Genomic DNA, 18,352 nt, shown 5'->3' with positions numbered 1-18,352 from the left:
GGTGATTGAGTTGGGGGCGCTAGGACCGGTAGGCGTCGAGGAGGAGCCAGCCGATGAGCTCTTCGGCCCTGACCCACGATTGGGGGTGGATGACGGTCCCGATCGTCACCGCCTCGAGGCGGCGGGACCGAAAGGCGGAGCAAACCAGCCGGAGGACGTCCGACCGGATGTCGACCGCGTTCAGGAAGATGTGGTTGTAGTGGTCAGCCTCGATCTGCAGCTCGGCGATGCCTACCCCATGTCGGGTGCTGGTCTGCGGCAGGTAGGCTTTCCCGGCGATGATCTCTCCCTGGCCCCACTCGATCTGGATCAGCTCGACGATCTCGCCGCAGCCGACGAAGGCGAAGAGGTCGGTCGTGATCGGGCCTTCCTTGGTCTCCTTCGTGCTGCGGGTCAGCTGGTAGCATCCGGGGTCGCGCTTTGCGACGAAGCGACGGACGTTGCAGCCGAAGGCGAAGATGTTCTGGTCGATGAGGTGGTGCTTCTTCATGGGATTCTCGGAGGAGGAGGTAGTGGGGGCTCCTCAAGGAGCCCCCTTGATCCGGCTCTCGGTTATTTCATCCTCCAGACACGGGTGCCCCCGATGACTCGGCGGATGACGAACTCCATTCCGCGGGGTTCTCCGAACGAACGAGCGGCGTTACCCACGGTCCCGGGCTTGCACCCCTTCGCGAAGAAGGAGTCGCCGATCTGCAGGTCGGCAAAGGGGTATCTCGGTCCTCGCCCGGAGCGGTAGATCGGGGAGATCGGAACGCCGCTCTCGATCTTGAAGTCGCCCTCTTCGGGAGCGGCGGTCGATTCCTCTTCGGCCTTCAACTGCTCGATCTCGCGCGACGAGTAATAGGTCAGGAGGAAGTCAGCCTCCCGGTGAGTGAGACCGACAAGACCTTCGACGTGGTATTTCGCTTTGACGGTGTAGATGTCGAGGTCGGCGTTCGCTGTTTCAATGGACATATTTTGATTCCTGTTGTTTTGGACATTGGAGGGAGCTGCCTCATCAGCTGCTGGGAGCTCAGCCCGGCAGGACGGCACCTCGGGGCACGAGGAAGCCGTTTCGGCAATGGATGGAAGAGAGGAGAGCCGCAGGGCTGCGGCCGCAGAGGACGAAGACACGAAAAAGCCCCGGACCACACGAGACGTGCGGCACGGGGCTTGGGGGAGATTCGGGAGAGAGGAGGGCTTCATGCGGCAGATAACGCTTGTGCGCTATCTGCCACGGACCCCCTTGGGGGGGATCACGGCGGAAGGAGGCTTATTCCCGTTGCCGGGCCTTATACCTCTAACCATCCACCGATTGGCAGTAGTGGACCTCGGGGCGGCTCCTTTCGGACAACCACCTTTGAGGTCGACGACTATTTTCTATTCTTATTGGCGATCATACGAAGATGAAAAAGACGGACTTCGGTATGGGTTACTTTGCTGCCCGACGGAAGGATGTCCTCGACGAACATCGCTGCGATCTCCCGGTAGGATAGGCCCTTGTCGCGCCCCATTTCCACCGCGTCCTCGTACCCGGCCAGCTTATGTCCCTTCTTCTTTGGAGGGAGCCGAGCGAAGAGTTCGAGGGCCGCTTTAGGAGACTTCTTCATCTTCTAGTGTGGATCGTAGTGGGTCCTTTTGGAACGTCAAGGGTTTTGTTGGAACGGACTGGACTTTATTTAGCCAATCCGTCGCCACCCTTCTCCCTCGCGGCGAGGCGCCGCGCCGCGCCTGCCCGGAGAGCATCCACATTGGAGGTCGTCAGTCCCTCGGCGGAGGACGGCGCGAGTCCCTCGAAAGCCCGTGCGGCTTTGTCGATCGAGAACATCGGAAAGGGTACACTCTTTGCGCCTTCGGCGGCTGACGCTGCGGGCCGCTCCTCGGTCGCCGACGGTGCTGACTCGCCAACCGTTGTCAGATTGGCAGTCAGCTCCGCATCGTCCTTCACCTTCCGGACGATCTCGTCGGCGTCTATACCAAGGCGGTCCATGAGAAGCGCCTTCCCGAAGCCAACGCCACCACTCCCTTCGGGATGGTAGGTCGCCATCGAGTGGGCCTTGGGCAGAATTACGCCCAACGAGCGAACGGTGGTCACTCCTTGGGGGGCGAGGCGCTGAACGATTTCCCAGATTCTCTTCGCCGACAGGTCGAGATAGGGCAGGAGCGAGATCGCGTCCGTGTAGATTTCTCCGAGAGTGCGCCCCTCGAAGAGGAAGTCCTGGTCCTCGGGCCAGACAATCGTCGGCTCGGGCTGCAGGACGGCCGTTCGGATGATAGGAGCGACCGCAGCACAGACCTCCATCACGGCCCCCAGGATCTGCTCCCTTCCCTTCTCGTCGAGCTGCGAAAAGGCGACGGGGTCGATGGGAGGAATGCCGAAGACGTTGTCGGGTTTGTCGATGGCAATCACCAGCCTGGGGCTGAAGGTTCCATCCTCGGTTACGGTCGGCGCCATCGAAGGGCTTTCTGCGATGGCCTGGACGAACTCGACGAAGGAGGCCCAGTCGAGGATGGTCTCGGTCTCAATCCCCTCCTCCTCGATCCTCAAGGACCAGTCGGTGGCGTTGGGAACAAGGACGATGCGGTGGCCAGCCAGCATCTGCCAGAGCACCCTTCGATGCAGAGCCGGGGACAGAAACGACCTGTTCTCCGTCCGCCGCGCGACCTCCGCGCCGAGGGAACGGATCTGCGGCTCGAAGCTGAGCGCGCTCGCATCCTTGAAACCGCTCTGGGCGGCGGCAGTGAATCCGGATGCGTCGTAGATCGCGCCGACGAGATCGAAGTCGCGCAGATACCGAGCGAACCGCAGGGCGGACCCTTTCGAGCGAATGGTCGGGGGGAGGAGGATGAGGGCGGAGTTCATAGTGGTCTAGTGTTTCGGAGTGGAGGGTTCGTCGTCGTTCGGGCCTTTGAGATGCGACACGGGCGCATGGCCTTCGAGCTTGGCCCGTTCCTTCACGGTGCCGGCCGCCGCCTTGGTGGCGTTGGTCGTGACCGGGAGGGAGGTGAGCTGACGTTTGACGACGCCCTGGCCGTCGGGGGAGCGGAATTTGAAGAACGGATTCATATGCGGGAGGTGATGCGGGAGGTGTCTTCCTCCCGCATCCGGAACGGTATGGGGTTAGAGGGTCGCGGTGATCCGGGCGTGCTTCGTCTCCTTCGCCTCGTCGATGGGGATCAGCCCTTCGAGGACTTCCTTCTCGCCCGTCGCCTCCCAAACCTCGAAGCGGGTCTGGAGGTAGCGCCAGAGGCGGAAGCCAACGGAGGCCGAGGCGAGGAAGAGGAAGAGCAGGATCGTGATGACGACGGTCGATCCGAACTCGATGAAGGGCAGACGCCACCCGAGGAACATCCCTGCGAGGGGGATGAATGCGGCGATGACCGGCGTGCCAACCGCAATCCACTTCCCGGTCCGCACCGCCCATTGAGGAATCGTGAAAGCGCCCCAGAACCAAGCTTTCTCGGTCCCGTCAGCTTCCTTCTCGCCAAGGACGTGTTTGTGCTCGGCGTGACTCGCATCAGCCCATCGAACGAGTTGAAGGCCGAACACCGCAGCGGGGACGGCGAGGAAGGTGAAGCTGGCTGCAGCAACGCCTACGATGATACCGACAAGGCCACCGACGCTACTTCCGTTGGAGATGACCAAGTCAATCACCATAAGGCAGGCACCGATGAGGGAAACGACCACATAGATGATCGCAAACTTCCTCGCTTGCTTCAGATGCGACCGGATACCGGCCCGGTTCGCCCAGATGCCCCAAGCGATGAGGGACGCGCCGACGAGGAACGGGAAGGCCCAGTAGCCGCCCCACTGGCCGTGGACGTGCTGGAGATACACCTCCCGCGTCATCGCCGGATCGAACAGGCCCTTGATCGACCAGTAGAGATCCTCCACGGGCTTCGTGAGCTGGCTGATGACGAATCCCGAGGCGAGGCCGATCAAGCCGAGGCCCACCGCCATGACGGCCGCATTGCGGCAGAAGGCCAGCGAGCAGACGATCAGCAGAGTGAGAAGCTTCTCCTCCTTGGTGATCTTCTGGGATGCGTTCTGCATTGCGGCGTTGCCGAAGCCGTTGTCGTTTTGGTCTTGAGACATATATTTTTTTCTTGGGTTGGTTGGGGATTGTTTACTTGGCGGCCTCCATGATCCGGGTCAGCTGAATCAATTGGTCGACCTCGGCGTTGGTGACGCGGTCCCGGCGCCGCAGGCCATCGAGGAGTTTGTGGGTATCCGACTGGGCGTTGACCTGCCGCCACTGGACAAACGGCACGAACTGCCGACGCAACTGGATCGCCGTTCGGGGTATGATCGAAGCGAGACGGGCCTTCGCGTCGGGAGCCTGCGCCTCAACGGAGACGTCTTGCGGCATCTGGGCGGCGGCAGCCTGACTGTTTGAGGCAATGGGAGCGGCGGACGCCTGTTCGCGAACGACGGGCGGCTGGTAGGCCATTCGGGTCGGCGCGGGGTTATCGGCCGACTGGCTCCAACGCCAAAGGAGAACGGCGGCCCGGTAGGCATCCTTCCCTTCCGCCGCGTGTTTGGCGGCGTAGTGCTTGAAGGACTTCGTGGTTTCGATCACCCCTGCCACCCCGGCGGCGTAATCGGTCATGATCTTCGCCTCCCGCAGTTCGGCCCGGGTGAGGGAGCCCGCCGCGTATCGGCGATTGATGTAGGTCACGGCCGCCTGACCGACCTGACGATTCGTCATGCCCTCCGATACCCCCATTGTCGTCAGGGTATCGTCGTTAAACGGGGTGTACTGCCGAATGCCGTCGTAGCTGACGACGGCATACCAGATGTGGTTGAGCTGGTTCCCGTCCTGCTGGCTGCGGAAGCCCGCCAGCTCGTCGGCGGAGAGCTGGGGCGAGTCCCGGAACGTCCCCTCCACGCTCGGGAGCATCAACCCCAGTCCGGGGAAGACGAGCCACGCGAGCGCGAGGGTAATGGGGATGATGGAGGCGCTGAGGGCGGCGTAGCCCCAGAAGCGTTTGTCGATCTGGAACGGGCGACCCCCTCGGATCGTCGCCGTCATGATGGGAGCGTTTGCAGTCATAGTGCTGATTTTCCTTTTGTGTATGGGTTGTTGTTTTCCGAAACTGATTGGTTAGAAGTCGTCGCCACGGTTGATCGTGAACTTCATCCACGGCTTGCCGTTGGGCAGGATCTCACCGCCGTGAATCCAGATGCCGTCGGCAATGGCACCGTGAGCGTCGCTGCCGTTCCGGAGGGAGAGGATGTCCGTCTGCTTGAGGACCGGCTGCATCTGCTGGCTGCGGCTGTCCCCGACATTGACGCCCTCGAGGGCGCCGATGGCACCCTTGTCTCCATCACCGGTAAGGCCGCCGACGAGGCCGCCCAACGAGAAGCCCATGCTCTCGCCCTTCATCCAGGCGATCTCGTTGCCGAACTGCTCGTTGTAGATGCGGTAGGTCTCGCTGCAGCTGTTGGCGTGAAGGATCGTCGTTCCGCAGTTGCCGAGCAGCCCCAGCATTCGGTCGACCCCGTCCTTCCCGCCACCGAGGTGACGGCGATATTCGGGGGCGTTCTGGCTCAGGAAGCACGTCCCGACGCGGTAGGACCGCATCACGCTGAGGTACTCGCTGTCCTTCTCTGCGGCAAGGAAGTGGGCCTCGTCGGCATAGATCAGGCAGGGAAGCACCTTGTCCCGCTCCTCCTTCTTCACCGGCATCTTCCTCTGCATGGCGCCGTACTGGGTCATGACCTTCCAGATTGCGTTCGCGAGGACGTTGGTGGCTCGGTCCGCGTGGACCGGCATGTCGATGATCACGACAGCGCCATCGAAGATGTCGTTCGGCGTGACGGTGGTGGTCGTGCAGAAGAGGTCGCGAATGGGCTGCCGGTTCATCCCGTCGACGAAACCGCGGATGGTGGCGAGGCAGTCATTACGCGTCTTGGCCTCCATGCTCGGGTAGGTTTCCTGCCAGTAGCGTCGAGCTGCCAGCACCTCGCCCTCGAAGCGGCGACGGAGCTCTTCCGAGGTGCAGACGTGCTGCAGAGCCTCAACACCCCACCGATCGAGGACCGACTCCCGATTGACGACGCCAGCCTTCGTGGGCGCGGCATCGATCAACTGCATGATCTCCTCGAGCTTGATCTCGCCGTGGGGACGGTGGCGGACAATGTCGATCGCGTTCTGTAGCATCAGCCCACGTTGCTCGGCCCAGAAATCGTGCTTCGACACATCGGCGCTATTCCCCTTCGCGATCCCAATGATCGTATTGAGGACCTCGACCGTCTCGGCAGTCGTGCCCATCCGGTTCGTCAGGAAGCCATGATAGGAGGCGAAGTTGAAGCGTTCGCCATGGTCCGGCCCGAACATCCGGATGTCGTTGGGTCGTTGGTCCTCGACTTTATTGGGACGGAGCTGCCGTCCTTCGGCCAAAGCCTGCCGGAGGAGTTCTGCGGGCTCGTCCATTTTAACGGCCAGACCGAGAAGGCCGAGACCGAAGCGGCAGCAGGAGCCCCAGACGCGCCGTCCGGTACCGGAGGTCTTGCCGGAACCCGTTTTCCCCCAGGCGAAGATGTTCTCGAAGAGATGCTGAATGAGCATTGCTGTCTTGTTCGCGCCGAAGGCCAACGGCGTGCCGTCCCAGTTGAAGAGCGCCATGTCCATCGGATAGGACTCAAGGCGTTGCCCTGGAACCCGAACGGCCCCGTGGTCTTCGGCGTTGAGCATCTCGGCAGCGACGATCTTCCAGCCCTTCGGCGGCCGCCAACCGAGCGGGACGTCCTCCGGGAACTCGACTACCGAGTAACCGCTCGATCTCGTGTTCCGGAGGACACGGGTTCGCGGGAGGAGGGCCGTGCCGTCATCGGTCAACGGGAACGGGAGGTTGTCGGGATAGTCGGGGTTCTTGGCGCGCCACTCCTTCTCGGCGCGAGGGCGACCATCAAAGAGATCGAGGACGGACTGGACCAGCTTCTGGAGGAGGTGAATGAGCTTCATGGTGTTGTGTTGGTTGGCTTGAAGGTTGATTGGGACGGCAATGGTTGGTTGGGGTGATCAGTGAGTGAGGTGGCCGAGCGCGAAAGCGGCGCCGACGAGAAGGACGGTGACGACGGCCGTCTTCCACCAATCCCGTCCCGCCGCCCGGAGGCGCTTCACGTCGGCGCGGAGAGCTTTCACCTCGGCGATGAGGATGGGATCGGCGGGAGCCGCGGGCGGGCGGGTGATCGAAGCCACCTCCAAAGCGGACGCGAGCCCCTGCAGCTTGTCGGTCAACTCGTCGAAGCGAGCGTCGTGCATCGCTTTCAGGAGCTGGTTGGATGATTGCGACTGCTTCCGAACCTCGGATTGCAGCGAGATGAAGGCCTCCCGGAACTCGCTCGTCGCCCGGTTGATTTCGACGCGAAGGGCCTGGGCCGATGCGGTGTTCTGCCGAGCGGCTTCCGTGACCTCGGCGGCAAAGCTGCTGTTCGCCCCGGACGTCACCCGGCAGGCGAAAAGGAAGCGGCCGAACACGCTGTTCGGTTCGAGGTCCGCCTCGCGCCAGAGCTCCAAGACGCGGGCCTGCTGGTCGGCGGGGACGCTGCGGAGGATGAAATCCGTCCAGATGTCGGAGGATTTGCTCATGGTGGTAGGGCTCGCATGTGCGGTTTCCCGCACCGTCCCCGCCGAGGCAGGGACGGCGGTGGGCGACGCCGTCGTGCCGGACGTGGGCAGGCTGGTGATGCCGTCGATGCCCATTAGATCCGCTCCTTTTTGGCGAACTTCACGGAGCCCCGGATCTGCGAGCCGGTGCGGACCTCGGCGGGCGTGGGCTCGGCGGGGACGGCCTTCATGACCTGCTCGGCGAGGTCCGTCGGCATGAAGAAGTGGGCGTTCCGGAGGATCTGGCGACGCACCCCCAGCACGTAGTCCTCCGTGAACATCCGCGCCGTCAGCGAGAGGATCGGGTCCTCGGAGCGGATCAGCTCGTCGAAGCGCGCCGGGCGCCCCATCTCCTGGGCAGCCACGATGATCTCGTCCCGAACCTTCTGGGAGAGCTGCGGGAGGACAACGGTGGCGTCGACCAGTTCCGACTCCTCGATCCCCTGCCAGAACTCGAAGCCCTTGCTGAGATGGCCGTTCAGGACCGCCACGATCCGCACGTCCCGGTGGTCCCGGCCGCAGTGGTTGCGCCGGTAGTAGTTCACGGCGTCGGCGGCCTGGGACACCGTGTCGGCATCGCTGCCGGGGAATACGAGGATCGTGGCTGCGCCGTTGACCTTCGGCAGCCGGAGGTCGAAGACGTGCTGCCTCTCGAAGAGATCGCGGAGGAGCGCCTCGTGGTGCGCCATGGGATCGACCACGACGACGGGAGCCGTTCCCAGCGCCCCCAGCATCTGGGAGAGCTCGGTGACGGCGTCCTTGTCATTCAGGGCGGTCACGTCGATCAACCGGAAGCGGTCGTCGCGGTCCTTCGAGACCCGCGCCTTGCCGTCCGTGTCGTACCCGATGTAGGTGTCTAGGCCGATGGCGCGGAACGTCGAAGTGAGGTGGTTTGTGAATTCGGACTTCCCCACGCCGCCCTTCGGGGCGTCAGTGACGACGAGGACGTGCTCGATCGTGGAGTTGTCGGTGGAGGCTTCGTTCTGATTGCTTTCTTCGGTCATGGTTCCTTTGGGTTGAGATGAAGGCGCGAGAAAGCGTCAGGCAGGCTTGGAGGAGCCGCTGCCTTTGGTGCGTTTAGGAGGCGGTCCGTCGCGACGGAGGCGCTCGGCAAGTGCGTGGACGTCGGCGCGGTGGTAATACCCGCTGTTGCCTTTGCCGTGCCCGCCATAGGCGGGCGCGATCCAGCCAGCCGCCTTGCAGTCGACGAAGCACGTGTGGGCTCGGCCGAGGAGAAGGAGGACGGAACTGGTGGGGAGGAGGAGAGCGGGTTCGCTCTCGACGGCTTTGATTTTGTGGGACCGGGTCGTCATGGATGTCTTTCTTGCGAAAGACACCCTCAAGACCTCATGGGTCCCGGCGGTTCAGCCTCGTGGGCCGTAAGCGCAACCTGCGCTCCGCTGGTGTCACTGCTTGATTCCAATTAAGAGAGGCCCGATGAACGGCGCACACCCGGAATGGCAGCTTGAAATGGGATGTTACTATAATTTCGTCTAAGAACCTAGGGGAACCGATAAGAAATGATTTATACCTACTGAGAGGGTAAAAAAATGTTCGGGGCGATTCGGAACTAGAGGGCAGCGAAAGGCGTAGTAATGGAGCCGCTCCGAGGACCACGCGCCCCTTCGGAAATCCACTTCGTCACGACGTAATTCTGCCGTCCCCAGTCGAGGTAGTCGGTCTGCTTCTGGATCTCGATGGTATCGCTGGGGTGGATCTGAGCGAGGAGTTTCATGTCGTCGACGACGGCCTCGAACTCCTTCCCGTTGATGGAGACGGTGACGAAGCCCTTGTCCTGCTGGTATTGCTCGAGGGCGGGCCAATAGCGGACGTGCGTCACCACACCGTCGACGAGCGGCGCCTCGGCGGCAGAGGCGGTCACGTTTCCGAGCATCCCCGCCCCGAGGGCGAGGACCGACGCGAGGATGAGATTCTTCATGGGTAGTTGGAAAGGTTAGCTGAGGCGACCGTGTTTGCTGGCTTGCTTGCCGATACGGGCCTTGTCTTCGGCCGTATTGCCTTTTGGACGATCCTTGAATGCGCCCTCTATACCATCGAGCTTCAGCTTGGTCGGAGAAGCCGTTCCCTCCCCTGCCCCGGTGGTGGGGGGCGCCGCAGGGTCCGAAGGGACACCATCGAAGAGATGGGACTTAGCATTGAAGTGACGGCGAACCTCGGAAGCGTTGCACGACCACTTCACCAGCTGCTCGCGCCCGTCTTTCTTTACGACCTTCGGCTCCATGCGGGAGAAGACGTCCTCGTTCAACCGAGCCGCGATCGCCCGGTACTTCATCCTCTTCTTCCGAACCATGTAGACGATGGCCTCGGTATAGGGAGCGAGCTTCCCGACGCCGTAGTCAACGGCCTCGGCTTCGAGCTCCTGCATGAGCTGCGCTGGGCTCTTCGGCCCCTTGGGTTGCTGGTTGCTCATGCCGGGACCTTACAGGGGTCACCTATGTCGAGGCAATACAAAACTAATACGAGATAGATTTTTTTGTAATCTTCTGTTGGGTGCGAAATGATCGCCTACTGAAACGAGACCGATCTGCCTGATGTCGATATTTACTTGTTGTATTAGTTTTGGATGCACTTAGGCGGAGCACTAAGAGTCAGCCTATCTACCAATCTTTCTATAATTTTTTATTGACTTAAAAAACATTCATATTAGCATCCGAGAACAGTAAAGCGCAGAGAGTGGTGTCTTTCGGGGCATCTAATTCGGTCTCCTCTGCTTGTCGGTGAAGCCTCTCTTGGCTCCCGGCCCCCTTACTCCCTCCCTCGGTTTTCGGCCCTCGGTCCTTCGCGACCGTTGGCAGGAACTGCGGGCCGTTAAACAAAAACTTAAATCGAAAAACATCTATATGCCCCGCGTCCTCCCTGAAACCGAAGAAGAAGCCCAAGCCAAAGCCGCAGCCCAAATCCAGAAACCGTCCCCCGTAACCTACGTCCCCAGTGGCAAGATCCAGATGCCCGAATTCATCACCATCGCAGGAAAGGTCTGCCCGCTCGTCCGGCGAGACCTCGAAGGGGTCGAAGCCAAGACGACGGCGCCGACCGCCAGCAAGTACGACGAAGAGGCGGATGACTTCGATCGCTTCTGCGAGCGCGCCTACGACATCCTCGCGGCGAAGTACGGTCCGAAGGCCGCCTCGTTCGCCTGACAAGCCGGTCGTTCCAAAAGCAACACGGGCGGGGGTCGTTCAATACGGCCCTCGCCTCAACTCCCCACTCCAAAGCTCCCCGCTCCCCTCACCTCCCTCCCATGAGCGCTTACAAACCCGCCGTCTGGTTCAAGAACGTCGATGACCTGGAAGAGTACCTCGTCGATCACCTCCTTAGCGGTGACTACCACATCGAAGGCACCGTCCGAGGGCACGATCACTTGCCGACCCATGGCGTCTTCGGCGACCTCTGCCGCGAGCTCTTGGGGCCTGCGGGGCTGACGCCGGACGCCTTTCGCAAGCTCGGCCAGGGCATCCACCCGTTGACCGGGAAGCCGCTCTTCCAGCGGGCGCGCAAAGACAGAAGGGCCGCCTTCGACGTCACGTGCTCTCCGCATAAGAGCGTCTCCATTGCGTGCCGGGTGGCGGGGGACAAGCGGATCATGGAGGCTGTCCTCAAGGCTGCGAATGAGTCGCGGGAGTTCCTCATCTCGCAGGCCGCTATCCGGGTCCAAGACGGAACGTGGGGCGCGTGCCGCAAGGTGCCTGGGCAGGTCATCGGTGCTTCGTATCTTCACGCCGAGGCCCGGCCGGTGGATGGAGCCATTGATCCGAACCTTCACGTCCATAACATATTTTGGAACATGAGCCGCGACCCGGTGACGGGTGAGTGGTTTGCCCTGGAGAATGGGCTCATGTTCAAGGATGGGGCGCTCGAACGGGCAGGCGTTCACTTCAACAACGTCTTGGCCGTCGAACTTCGGAGGCTCGGCTGGGAAATCGACGTCGACACGAAGGGAGAGGTCTCGATCCGGGGTATCTCGACGGCGCTCTGCGAGGAGTTCTCAAAACGGGGGCAGCTTATCAAGGCTGAGATCGCGCGCCGAGAGGAGGAGTTGGAGCGGGAGCTCACATGGAAGGAAAAGAAGGGCATCGTCGTCGGCTCACGGGAGAGCAAGTGGGTTCGCGACGGCAAACCCTTCACGCCGGAGGAGATTCGGCAGGGGCAGCTCGAACGCCTGACGCCGGAACAGCGCGGCGATTTGGAGCGCCTCTACACAATGGCGACCACGGGCGGCCCTCTCGAACCCTACGCTCAGGTTCGTCCCCTACACGCCCTTCAACTCGGTATCGCTCACTTTACGGAACGGAATTCCGTCTTCTCGGAGCACGAGCTCGTGGCGTGGATCTTGGCGAACAGCATCGGTCGGGTCGAGGCGGACCACCTGAAGGAGGAGATCATGATCATGAAGGAGACGGGACAGCTCCTCTCCTACAAAGGGCACTCTCTCATGACGACGTTGGAGATGCTCAAGATCGAGAACTCGATGATCGCCCTGGCGCGCGAGGGCCTCGGCGCGATGCTCGCCCCTATCTCCCTCTCCACACCGATTCCGACCCGCGACGTCGGCGGCCGGTTCGATTTGACCGCGGAGCAGCGGGACGCGGTCCGGCACCTCTGGCAGTCGACGGACTTCGCCGTCGTGCTGCGGGGCTTGGCGGGCACGGGGAAGAGCTCGGCCCTGCTGACTGCGGTCGACGGCCTGACGAAGGCGGGAGTGACGGTTCACCTCTTCGCTCCCTCCGCCACCGCCGTTCAGGATCTCCGGGGCGAGTCCCTCGCTCCCGGCGATCCGTTCGCTCGGACCGGGACGATGCAGGGGCTCCTCAAGAACAAGAAGGCTCAGGAAGCCCTCGGCGAGGGCGATTACGTGATTCTCGACGAGGCGGGCCTCGTCGGGGCGCGGGACATGGAACAGCTTCTCGCACTGTGCAAGGAGAAGGGCTGTCGGATCGCCCTGGTCGGGGATATTCGGCAGCACACCTCGGTTCCGGCGGGGGACGCTCTCCGCATCCTCGAGCAGGAGTCGGGGATCAGGATCTCGGAGCTTCAGAAGATCAATCGTCAGCAGACGGAGGAGTTGCGGGAGGCGGCGCAACTCGCGGCGGCGCACCAACCGGTAAAGGCGCTCGCGATTTACAAGAAGCTCGGGCGGGTAATCGAGGAACAGAATAACGAGGCGCGATACACGGCGCTCTCGAAGCACTACGTCGACACGATCCTGACGATCAAGGAGAACGGCAAGCCCCGCTCGGCGCTTATCGTCTCGCCGACCTGGAAGGAGATCGACGAGGTCACGAGCTACGTTCGGGACGAGCTGCGGGGGCGGGGCGTCCTGTCGGGCGACGACGTGACGGTCTTGGCGGAGCGGCTCCTGCGGGATACGAAGGCGGAGCGCCTCAATTGGAATCGGATCGAGAAGGAACGCAGCCACGTCCTCACCGTGAACGGCAACGATCTCCCGCTGAAACGGGGACGCTGGCTGATCGAGGGACGCGAGGGGCAGATGCTCGACCTTCGAAACATGGTCACGGGCGAGACCCTGAAATTCGACTACGGCCTCTTCACGCTTAAGCAATCGGAGCGCATCTCGATCTCGGAGCGGCGGAAGATGAATATCGCGGTCGGGGAGCGGCTCTGGATTCGCGCGCAGGACAAGGAGCTCGGCCTGCGGAACGGTATGGTGGGCATCGTCAGTCGGGTCGAGGCGGACGGGACGATCTGGATGCGCCGCGAAGGGAAGACCAAGGAGCTGAGGATTCCCCCGACCTTCAGGACCTTCGAGCACGGCTACGCCTTTACCTCTCACGCCTCCCAGGGGCGAACCGTTGATGCGGCCTTCATGGCTTATGGCTATCGGAGCAAGGCCCTAACGCGAAACGCGTTCTACGTTTCGTCGACGCGGCACCGGACGGACGTGTGGATCTACACCCCTTCGCTGGAAGGCAAGGGCGACGAACACGGTCTCAATGACTGGGTCACGCAGACGGCGACGCGGTTGAGCGCCCGCGAGCTCATGAACGAACACCACAGGCTTCGGATGGCGGAGAAGGAGTTCAAAGCCCTCGCACCGGAGGTCGAGAAGGAGGTCGAAGCCTACAAGAAGCTCCCACCGTCGCAGAAGGCGCCGAAGCACCGTCGTCTCGTTCGGGACATCAATCGCCTGAAGATGCTGGAACGGGAGATGGACAAGAGGGAGGCGCTCGAGAAGAAGATCGCGAAGCTGCAGGCGGAGCACGCAAAGGCATCGCGCCCCGTTACGGGCAAGGGCAATCGCATCGAGAAGCTCATCAGGGGCGTCACGATGGCGGGCCGCGTCCTGTCGCTCTTCTCGGATCGGCGGCAGACGTCCCTCTCGGCGGGGCTCAAGGTGCTCGGCGAGGTCCGTGACGCGGTCATCCCTCAACCGCACCGTGGCGAGAAGGTGGATCGCGCGCCCCAGCTCGGGTTCTACCACGGCCACGCCCACGAGCGGGAGCAGCCCCTTCCTCCCCGCCCCGGCGAGATCGACCGGGATCTCGGCAGAGGCCGTTAGTTTTCGTCCCCAAACCCTAAAACAGAAAGGAAAGCAGTATGCCCAGAACCACACGCCCCTTCGACCGTTGCACCGACATCGAGTTGCACCCCCGCTTCTCGGTTCGGTTCTGCGACGGTTCGCACACCGAAAAGCACCAGCAGTACATTCACCTCGTCAACGTCCAGTACGATTGCAGCGACGCACGCGAAGGCGTCATCGCTACCTTCGTCGACCGCACCGTCACGATCCGCGGCACGAACCTCCAAACGATCGCCGACGCGCTCTCCGACCATTGCCTCGCTGCGGTGTGGGCGGTCACGGACCGGGCGGCGCTGGGTTTGACTGCAGAAGGTCCCGTGGTAGACTCCGTGTCGTCTGAGGTGCCCGTCGATCGCCTCCCCGACCTTCCGGAAGGAGCGGTGGTGACGGCGGTCGTCGAAGAGGTGGCTCCTAACCGGGCCGCCGTCGCTGCTGTAGATCCTGACCCCGACTTCAGTCCGTCGGACGAAGAGGATGAGCAGGACGAGCCGTACGCACCGTAGACAAAGCAGTAGGCCGGAGTTGGTTTCTCTTTGAAGGCAAGGTTCGAGGGTCGTGATTGATTGACCTACGCCGCGGCTCACCCCGCGGACACCCGACTTGCCGGCGGAATCCGCTCCATCTCAAACGGCCTATGGGGGTTCGCCCCGGTTTCCCAGATATTGGCCGGTTTCCGTTTCAGCTGACGCGGCACCCTCTGTGTGCCTCGAGGACCTCCCATAGGTCTAGGCGCGCACGCATTGTGCAGCCACACCGGAGCGTCAGTCCGAAGCGGTTCCTAGAACGGCAGCAGGGTCGTAAGCCTGGAATGGGTGAGAATAAGGAAGCCCAACCAGCAGTCCTGTTCGGTCGCAGGTTCCATCATCATTATGAGTTACTACAACCGCTACAACGCGAAGCTCACGTCCGCCACGGTCGGCGACCTCCGGGAGGTCGTCGGCTTCCCGAAGTCCAAGTCGCTGTCCTACGTCGGGCAGTTCGACTGTCTCAAAGTCGACAAGAACAACCCCGAGATCCAGCCGTCGATCAAGAAGAAGTGGCTGGAGAGCACGAACGACAACGTGCGGCTCGAGGCGGGGTTCTACCAACTCCAGCTGCGCGGCGACGACGGCGAGACGTTGACGGGGCCGAACGGCGAATACCTCGAAGCGCCGATCTGCAAGGTCGACGAGCGAGGGAAGGTGACGAAGAGCTCCAAGGAGGAGTACGTCCAAAGCAACCCCGACATCCTCCAGACGACGCTGAAGGTGTTCACCCCGGAGCCGAAGCAGCAGGCGGCGCCGGGCGGCCCGACGCCGTTCGCGAAGAACGTCAGCGCGGCGGTCGCGGCGCAGGCGAAGGACAAGCCGGCCTCGACCCCGGCGAAGACGGAGAAGGACAAGGACAAGATCCTCATCTAGTCGAACTGGGCGGGCCGGGGAAACCCGGCCCGCCTCTTTCGTATCAACCGAAATCATCTATGAGCGAAGAAGGACAATCGCATGCGAACGAAAGGGAGATCGCCCGGATCACCCGCACTCCGGCCGAGAAGGCGAAGGAGAACAACACGACGGCGTGGTGGGAAGAGCGGAAGGAGAAGCTGGAGAAGGAGGGCAAGGAGAAGGAGCTCGTCCGTCACACCGATCTCATCGGCATGGCGGATCGGCTGGCGGCGTCGAACGGAACGGGACGGAAGGTCGAGCTCGAGAAGCTGACCCAACCGGCCCGCGAGAAGGAAACCAAAATGGCGGAGCAAGCCTTTCACGACAAGGCCAAGGCCCTCGCCGGGTGGCACGGGACGACGCAGGAATTCGAGGAGGATCTGCTCAGGGCACAGGAGTCCGGGAACGAGAAGGAGGTCGCCCAGTTGAAGGAGAGGCTCGGTCATGCCGTGGCCCTCGCTTCGGAGGAGGGGAAGAGCGTCGCGTTCGAGCTGCGGCGGGAGGAGCTGACGTGGAAGCTCGATCGCTCGCTGGCTCATGCCTCCCTCGATTACGACGGCGCTGGCGGCAAGGGGCCGGTCAGTTCCCTCCACCTCCGAGACGCGAAGACGTACGAGGCGTTCGTCGCCCTGGCCGACCACGTCCGCGCGAGCCCCGTCGACCGGGATCGGCTGCAGATCGCGTCCCTGGACGCGATCACCCAGAAGGTCCCACTGACCGAGGCCTTGGCGAAGGTGGGCGGAATGACCCCCGCCATCGTGGAGAAGGAGGCCGAGGCGCTGCGGAAGGAGAACGTCCTCCCTCCCCTGCCGACCCTCGAACGGGAGAAGGAGCGGGCGGAGTTGTCGCCGGCCTCCCAGAGCCCGACCAAGGCGCAGCAGGTCTCTACCCCCGCCGCCGTCGTCCCGGACCAGCAGCAGGGCCAGCAGGAGCAAGCGCGGGCCTTCGCGCAGCAGCAGGCGGATGGCTTCATCCGGGAGCAGGGTGAGCGGCAGGCGTTCGAGCAGGCCCAGTCCCAGAGCCGTCTCGCGAACCAGCTGGCGTCCATCCAGCAGATCGAGTGTCTTCGGCGCCATGACGCGATCATGGCCGACTACCGGGAACAGAAGCTCGAACGGGAGCGGGAGGCGGGGGAACACAGCTACGGCATTGTCAGCGGCGGCAGGATGAGCGCCCTCGACGTCGCCGCGGCGAACGACCTCTCGGAGTTGATGGAGCGGTCGATGGGGCGCGGCGAGTCCCGGAGCCACGATCGTCCAGAGGCGGAGCGAGCGATGGGAGGGTTGGCGGCGACGAGGATTATGACGGACCTCCGAACGTCGGCCCATGCGGAGGACCTGGGCATCGTGACCCCGACCCCGGCGCAGGAGCCCCCGCCTCCGGAGCACGAGCACGGCTACTCGAGAGGCCGCTGATCGTTCCAAAACAAAAACCCCGCCTGAAGAGGCGGGGTTTTTTCGTTTCGTGTGCCTCCGTCCATTAAAAAGTGGCCACCGCTCGACGGGAATAATCCGCAAGCCACTCCCTACCAGCACGTTAACTTCCGATTCGTCATATATATGTACGTGAGGAGCAACTTTACCCCATCGGCGCCTGGGCATTTTCTCGCTCACGAAAAAATTCTCCAACGTTTTCCGGGTATTACTGGGTCGGATTTCCAAGAAAACCGAGAATGAAGATAGACGAACGAGAAATTTAGCCAAAACGGACCGCCAAACGATCTGATTACCCTAATGGACCTGTAGCCATGGACAGACCCTCCCCCATTTCCGAAGCGATGCCAGCCGCAGGGCCAAAGGAGTGCACTCTCACTGGCGGAAACTGGTGGACGAACCTGACCGAGGCTCAGGCTAAGGTCCTGGCGCCCGTGGCTTGCCTCCTCTGTGTGCTTACCTTGGCCGGTCTGGGATGGCTATTCCCGGGCTTAAGCCTGATTTTGAAGGAGTTAGGAAAACTTATTCACGGTGGAGGTGGCGAATGAGCAGTCGACGACGACGGCGGCGGGCACGGAGGCGCGGGGGCAAATCGGAAATCAGTTCTGCAGGGGATATGAAAAATTCCAAGCCGACCGCCAAGCCTCAGTCCCCCCACCGCATCCCCACCGCGAAGCCCCCGGCCCCGGTGCCTATGGAGAGTGATGTGATCCGGGCGGCGGTCATCAATCGTCAGGGCATCTGCATCGCCGCCGCGATCTCGGCCATCGGCTTGGTACTTGTCGCACTGCTCGGGCGCTCCACTCCGGCCCCGCAGTTCCATCAGGAGTTCCACTTCGAGACGCGCCTTCCCCTCGGGCAGGAGATGGAGTACGGTGAGGCTCCTAGGTTGAAGCAACTCTAACTTGAAAGAGGTCGCTTTTGAAAGTGCCGCTTTTCCGAGAAATCGAATGGAAGGCCCATTCTATCAGGGAGAGACGATTTTTCGCTGACGTAGAACGGGCGTAGAAAAAAAGCTCCTGTCGTAAGCAGTCGAAACCAGTCGAAAAGGTTTTGAGCGAAAACCCGAAAAGCCGTGGAACCCTGTATTTATCAGCTTCTCAGAGTAAAAGAAGAAGTGCCGCGAGTAGGACTTGAACCTACAACCAATTGATTAAGAGTCAACTGCTCTACCATTGAGCTATCGCGGCAATTGCGAAGGGGTGTCATTTTTATCGGGGTGTTCTTTTTCGCGCAATAAAAAAATACGGGAAGCCGGTTATTTTTTGAAAAGGAGGGATGAATAGGATGCGCCGCTCCTTTCTGAAATCGGGACGACAAACGGCTCCTTATCGCCTAATGTCCCGT

The 18,352-nt window shown here is 62.1% G+C and carries 19 protein-coding genes, 1 tRNA gene and 1 other RNA gene; 6 read left to right on the top strand and 15 right to left on the bottom strand.

Translation table 11 applies throughout. The annotated features are described in order from the left end of the window. Positions 1–19 precede the first annotated feature (19 nt). The 14 genes from BLU04_RS10690 to BLU04_RS10625 form a co-directional block, all read right to left on the bottom strand. On the bottom strand, positions 20–490 hold the full coding sequence (locus BLU04_RS10690) for a hypothetical protein (protein WP_093285685.1): 471 nt from the start codon (positions 488–490) through the stop codon (positions 20–22). A 62-nt stretch (positions 491–552) separates the two neighbouring features. Beyond that, complete coding sequence (locus tag BLU04_RS10685) at positions 553–954, bottom strand: hypothetical protein (protein WP_093285682.1); 402 nt, start codon at positions 952–954, stop codon at positions 553–555. A gap of 29 nt (positions 955–983) precedes the next feature. Then, positions 984–1,060, bottom strand: an RNA gene (locus tag BLU04_RS10680) — hammerhead ribozyme type II. A 292-nt stretch (positions 1,061–1,352) separates the two neighbouring features. Then, a complete protein-coding gene (locus BLU04_RS10675; protein ID WP_093285680.1) occupies positions 1,353–1,589 on the bottom strand; it encodes a hypothetical protein in 237 nt (78 codons plus the stop codon). Between the two features lie 65 nt (positions 1,590–1,654). After that, positions 1,655–2,842, bottom strand: a complete 1,188-nt coding sequence (locus tag BLU04_RS10670; RefSeq protein WP_093285677.1) for a hypothetical protein — start codon at positions 2,840–2,842, stop codon at positions 1,655–1,657. Between the two features lie 6 nt (positions 2,843–2,848). After that, the gene (locus BLU04_RS10665) at positions 2,849–3,046 is read right to left on the bottom strand and encodes a hypothetical protein (protein WP_093285675.1); all 198 of its coding nucleotides are present in this window, start codon (positions 3,044–3,046) and stop codon (positions 2,849–2,851) included. A 54-nt stretch (positions 3,047–3,100) separates the two neighbouring features. Further along, positions 3,101–4,075 carry a hypothetical protein gene (locus BLU04_RS10660; RefSeq protein WP_093285672.1) on the bottom strand — a complete coding sequence of 325 codons (975 nt, stop codon included), beginning with the start codon at positions 4,073–4,075 and terminating at the stop codon, positions 3,101–3,103. A 31-nt stretch (positions 4,076–4,106) separates the two neighbouring features. Continuing rightward, the gene (locus BLU04_RS10655; protein ID WP_093285670.1) at positions 4,107–5,033 is read right to left on the bottom strand and encodes a hypothetical protein; all 927 of its coding nucleotides are present in this window, start codon (positions 5,031–5,033) and stop codon (positions 4,107–4,109) included. 51 nt (positions 5,034–5,084) lie between these two features. Then, positions 5,085–6,947 (bottom strand): hypothetical protein, encoded by a 1,863-nt coding sequence (locus BLU04_RS10650; RefSeq protein WP_093285667.1) that lies wholly within the window; start codon positions 6,945–6,947, stop codon positions 5,085–5,087. A 57-nt stretch (positions 6,948–7,004) separates the two neighbouring features. Next, a complete protein-coding gene (locus BLU04_RS10645) occupies positions 7,005–7,574 on the bottom strand; it encodes a hypothetical protein (RefSeq protein ID WP_157895285.1) in 570 nt (189 codons plus the stop codon). A 113-nt stretch (positions 7,575–7,687) separates the two neighbouring features. Further along, on the bottom strand, positions 7,688–8,596 hold the full coding sequence (locus BLU04_RS10640; RefSeq protein ID WP_093285662.1) for a hypothetical protein: 909 nt from the start codon (positions 8,594–8,596) through the stop codon (positions 7,688–7,690). Between the two features lie 36 nt (positions 8,597–8,632). Next, positions 8,633–8,905 (bottom strand): hypothetical protein, encoded by a 273-nt coding sequence (locus BLU04_RS10635; RefSeq protein ID WP_093285659.1) that lies wholly within the window; start codon positions 8,903–8,905, stop codon positions 8,633–8,635. Positions 8,906–9,162: 257 nt separating this feature from the next. Next, entirely contained in the window at positions 9,163–9,531 is a 369-nt protein-coding gene (locus BLU04_RS10630; protein WP_093285657.1) for a hypothetical protein, read from the bottom strand. Positions 9,532–9,546: 15 nt separating this feature from the next. Continuing rightward, positions 9,547–10,023, bottom strand: coding sequence for a hypothetical protein (locus BLU04_RS10625; protein ID WP_093285654.1), 477 nt, complete (start codon positions 10,021–10,023; stop codon positions 9,547–9,549). A 430-nt stretch (positions 10,024–10,453) separates the two neighbouring features. Between BLU04_RS10625 and BLU04_RS10620 the strand changes: the two genes are divergently transcribed. From BLU04_RS10620 to BLU04_RS10595, 6 genes are all read left to right on the top strand, one after another. After that, on the top strand, positions 10,454–10,753 hold the full coding sequence (locus tag BLU04_RS10620; RefSeq protein WP_093285652.1) for a hypothetical protein: 300 nt from the start codon (positions 10,454–10,456) through the stop codon (positions 10,751–10,753). Between the two features lie 101 nt (positions 10,754–10,854). Beyond that, positions 10,855–14,130 carry a MobF family relaxase gene (gene mobF / locus BLU04_RS10615; RefSeq protein ID WP_093285649.1) on the top strand — a complete coding sequence of 1,092 codons (3,276 nt, stop codon included), beginning with the start codon at positions 10,855–10,857 and terminating at the stop codon, positions 14,128–14,130. Between the two features lie 38 nt (positions 14,131–14,168). Further along, a complete protein-coding gene (locus BLU04_RS10610; RefSeq protein WP_093285647.1) occupies positions 14,169–14,654 on the top strand; it encodes a hypothetical protein in 486 nt (161 codons plus the stop codon). A 366-nt stretch (positions 14,655–15,020) separates the two neighbouring features. After that, complete coding sequence (locus BLU04_RS10605) at positions 15,021–15,551, top strand: hypothetical protein (protein WP_093285644.1); 531 nt, start codon at positions 15,021–15,023, stop codon at positions 15,549–15,551. A gap of 59 nt (positions 15,552–15,610) precedes the next feature. Next, positions 15,611–16,987 (top strand): hypothetical protein, encoded by a 1,377-nt coding sequence (locus tag BLU04_RS10600; protein ID WP_093285642.1) that lies wholly within the window; start codon positions 15,611–15,613, stop codon positions 16,985–16,987. Positions 16,988–17,621: 634 nt separating this feature from the next. Then, positions 17,622–17,909 (top strand): hypothetical protein, encoded by a 288-nt coding sequence (locus BLU04_RS10595; protein ID WP_093285639.1) that lies wholly within the window; start codon positions 17,622–17,624, stop codon positions 17,907–17,909. A gap of 214 nt (positions 17,910–18,123) precedes the next feature. Here BLU04_RS10595 and BLU04_RS10590 read toward each other — a convergent pair. Next, positions 18,124–18,195: transfer RNA gene (locus BLU04_RS10590), tRNA-Lys, on the bottom strand. Positions 18,196–18,352: the final 157 nt, after the last annotated feature.

Source organism: Verrucomicrobium sp. GAS474 (assembly GCF_900105685.1).
Lineage (GTDB): Bacteria > Verrucomicrobiota > Verrucomicrobiia > Methylacidiphilales > GAS474 > GAS474.
This window is presented reverse-complemented; position numbering and strand designations above follow the sequence as displayed.

Excerpts from the sequence above, each read along its gene's own strand:
- BLU04_RS10640 (WP_093285662.1), bottom strand. The coding sequence starts at position 8,596 with ATGACCGAAGAAAGCAATCAGAACGAAGCCTCCACCGACAACTCCACG.
- BLU04_RS10645 (WP_157895285.1), bottom strand. The coding sequence starts at position 7,574 with ATGAGCAAATCCTCCGACATCTGGACGGATTTCATCCTCCGCAGCGTC.
- BLU04_RS10665 (WP_093285675.1), bottom strand. The coding sequence starts at position 3,046 with ATGAATCCGTTCTTCAAATTCCGCTCCCCCGACGGCCAGGGCGTCGTC.
- BLU04_RS10675 (WP_093285680.1), bottom strand. The coding sequence starts at position 1,589 with ATGAAGAAGTCTCCTAAAGCGGCCCTCGAACTCTTCGCTCGGCTCCCT.
- BLU04_RS10620 (WP_093285652.1), top strand. The coding sequence starts at position 10,454 with ATGCCCCGCGTCCTCCCTGAAACCGAAGAAGAAGCCCAAGCCAAAGCC.
- BLU04_RS10660 (WP_093285672.1), bottom strand. The coding sequence starts at position 4,075 with ATGTCTCAAGACCAAAACGACAACGGCTTCGGCAACGCCGCAATGCAG.
- mobF (WP_093285649.1), top strand. The coding sequence starts at position 10,855 with ATGAGCGCTTACAAACCCGCCGTCTGGTTCAAGAACGTCGATGACCTG.
- BLU04_RS10690 (WP_093285685.1), bottom strand. The coding sequence starts at position 490 with ATGAAGAAGCACCACCTCATCGACCAGAACATCTTCGCCTTCGGCTGC.
- BLU04_RS10605 (WP_093285644.1), top strand. The coding sequence starts at position 15,021 with ATGAGTTACTACAACCGCTACAACGCGAAGCTCACGTCCGCCACGGTC.
- BLU04_RS10625 (WP_093285654.1), bottom strand. The coding sequence starts at position 10,023 with ATGAGCAACCAGCAACCCAAGGGGCCGAAGAGCCCAGCGCAGCTCATG.
- BLU04_RS10670 (WP_093285677.1), bottom strand. The coding sequence starts at position 2,842 with ATGAACTCCGCCCTCATCCTCCTCCCCCCGACCATTCGCTCGAAAGGG.
- BLU04_RS10595 (WP_093285639.1), top strand. The coding sequence starts at position 17,622 with ATGAAAAATTCCAAGCCGACCGCCAAGCCTCAGTCCCCCCACCGCATC.
- BLU04_RS10610 (WP_093285647.1), top strand. The coding sequence starts at position 14,169 with ATGCCCAGAACCACACGCCCCTTCGACCGTTGCACCGACATCGAGTTG.
- BLU04_RS10600 (WP_093285642.1), top strand. The coding sequence starts at position 15,611 with ATGAGCGAAGAAGGACAATCGCATGCGAACGAAAGGGAGATCGCCCGG.
- BLU04_RS10655 (WP_093285670.1), bottom strand. The coding sequence starts at position 5,033 with ATGACTGCAAACGCTCCCATCATGACGGCGACGATCCGAGGGGGTCGC.
- BLU04_RS10650 (WP_093285667.1), bottom strand. The coding sequence starts at position 6,947 with ATGAAGCTCATTCACCTCCTCCAGAAGCTGGTCCAGTCCGTCCTCGAT.
- BLU04_RS10630 (WP_093285657.1), bottom strand. The coding sequence starts at position 9,531 with ATGAAGAATCTCATCCTCGCGTCGGTCCTCGCCCTCGGGGCGGGGATG.
- BLU04_RS10685 (WP_093285682.1), bottom strand. The coding sequence starts at position 954 with ATGTCCATTGAAACAGCGAACGCCGACCTCGACATCTACACCGTCAAA.
- BLU04_RS10635 (WP_093285659.1), bottom strand. The coding sequence starts at position 8,905 with ATGACGACCCGGTCCCACAAAATCAAAGCCGTCGAGAGCGAACCCGCT.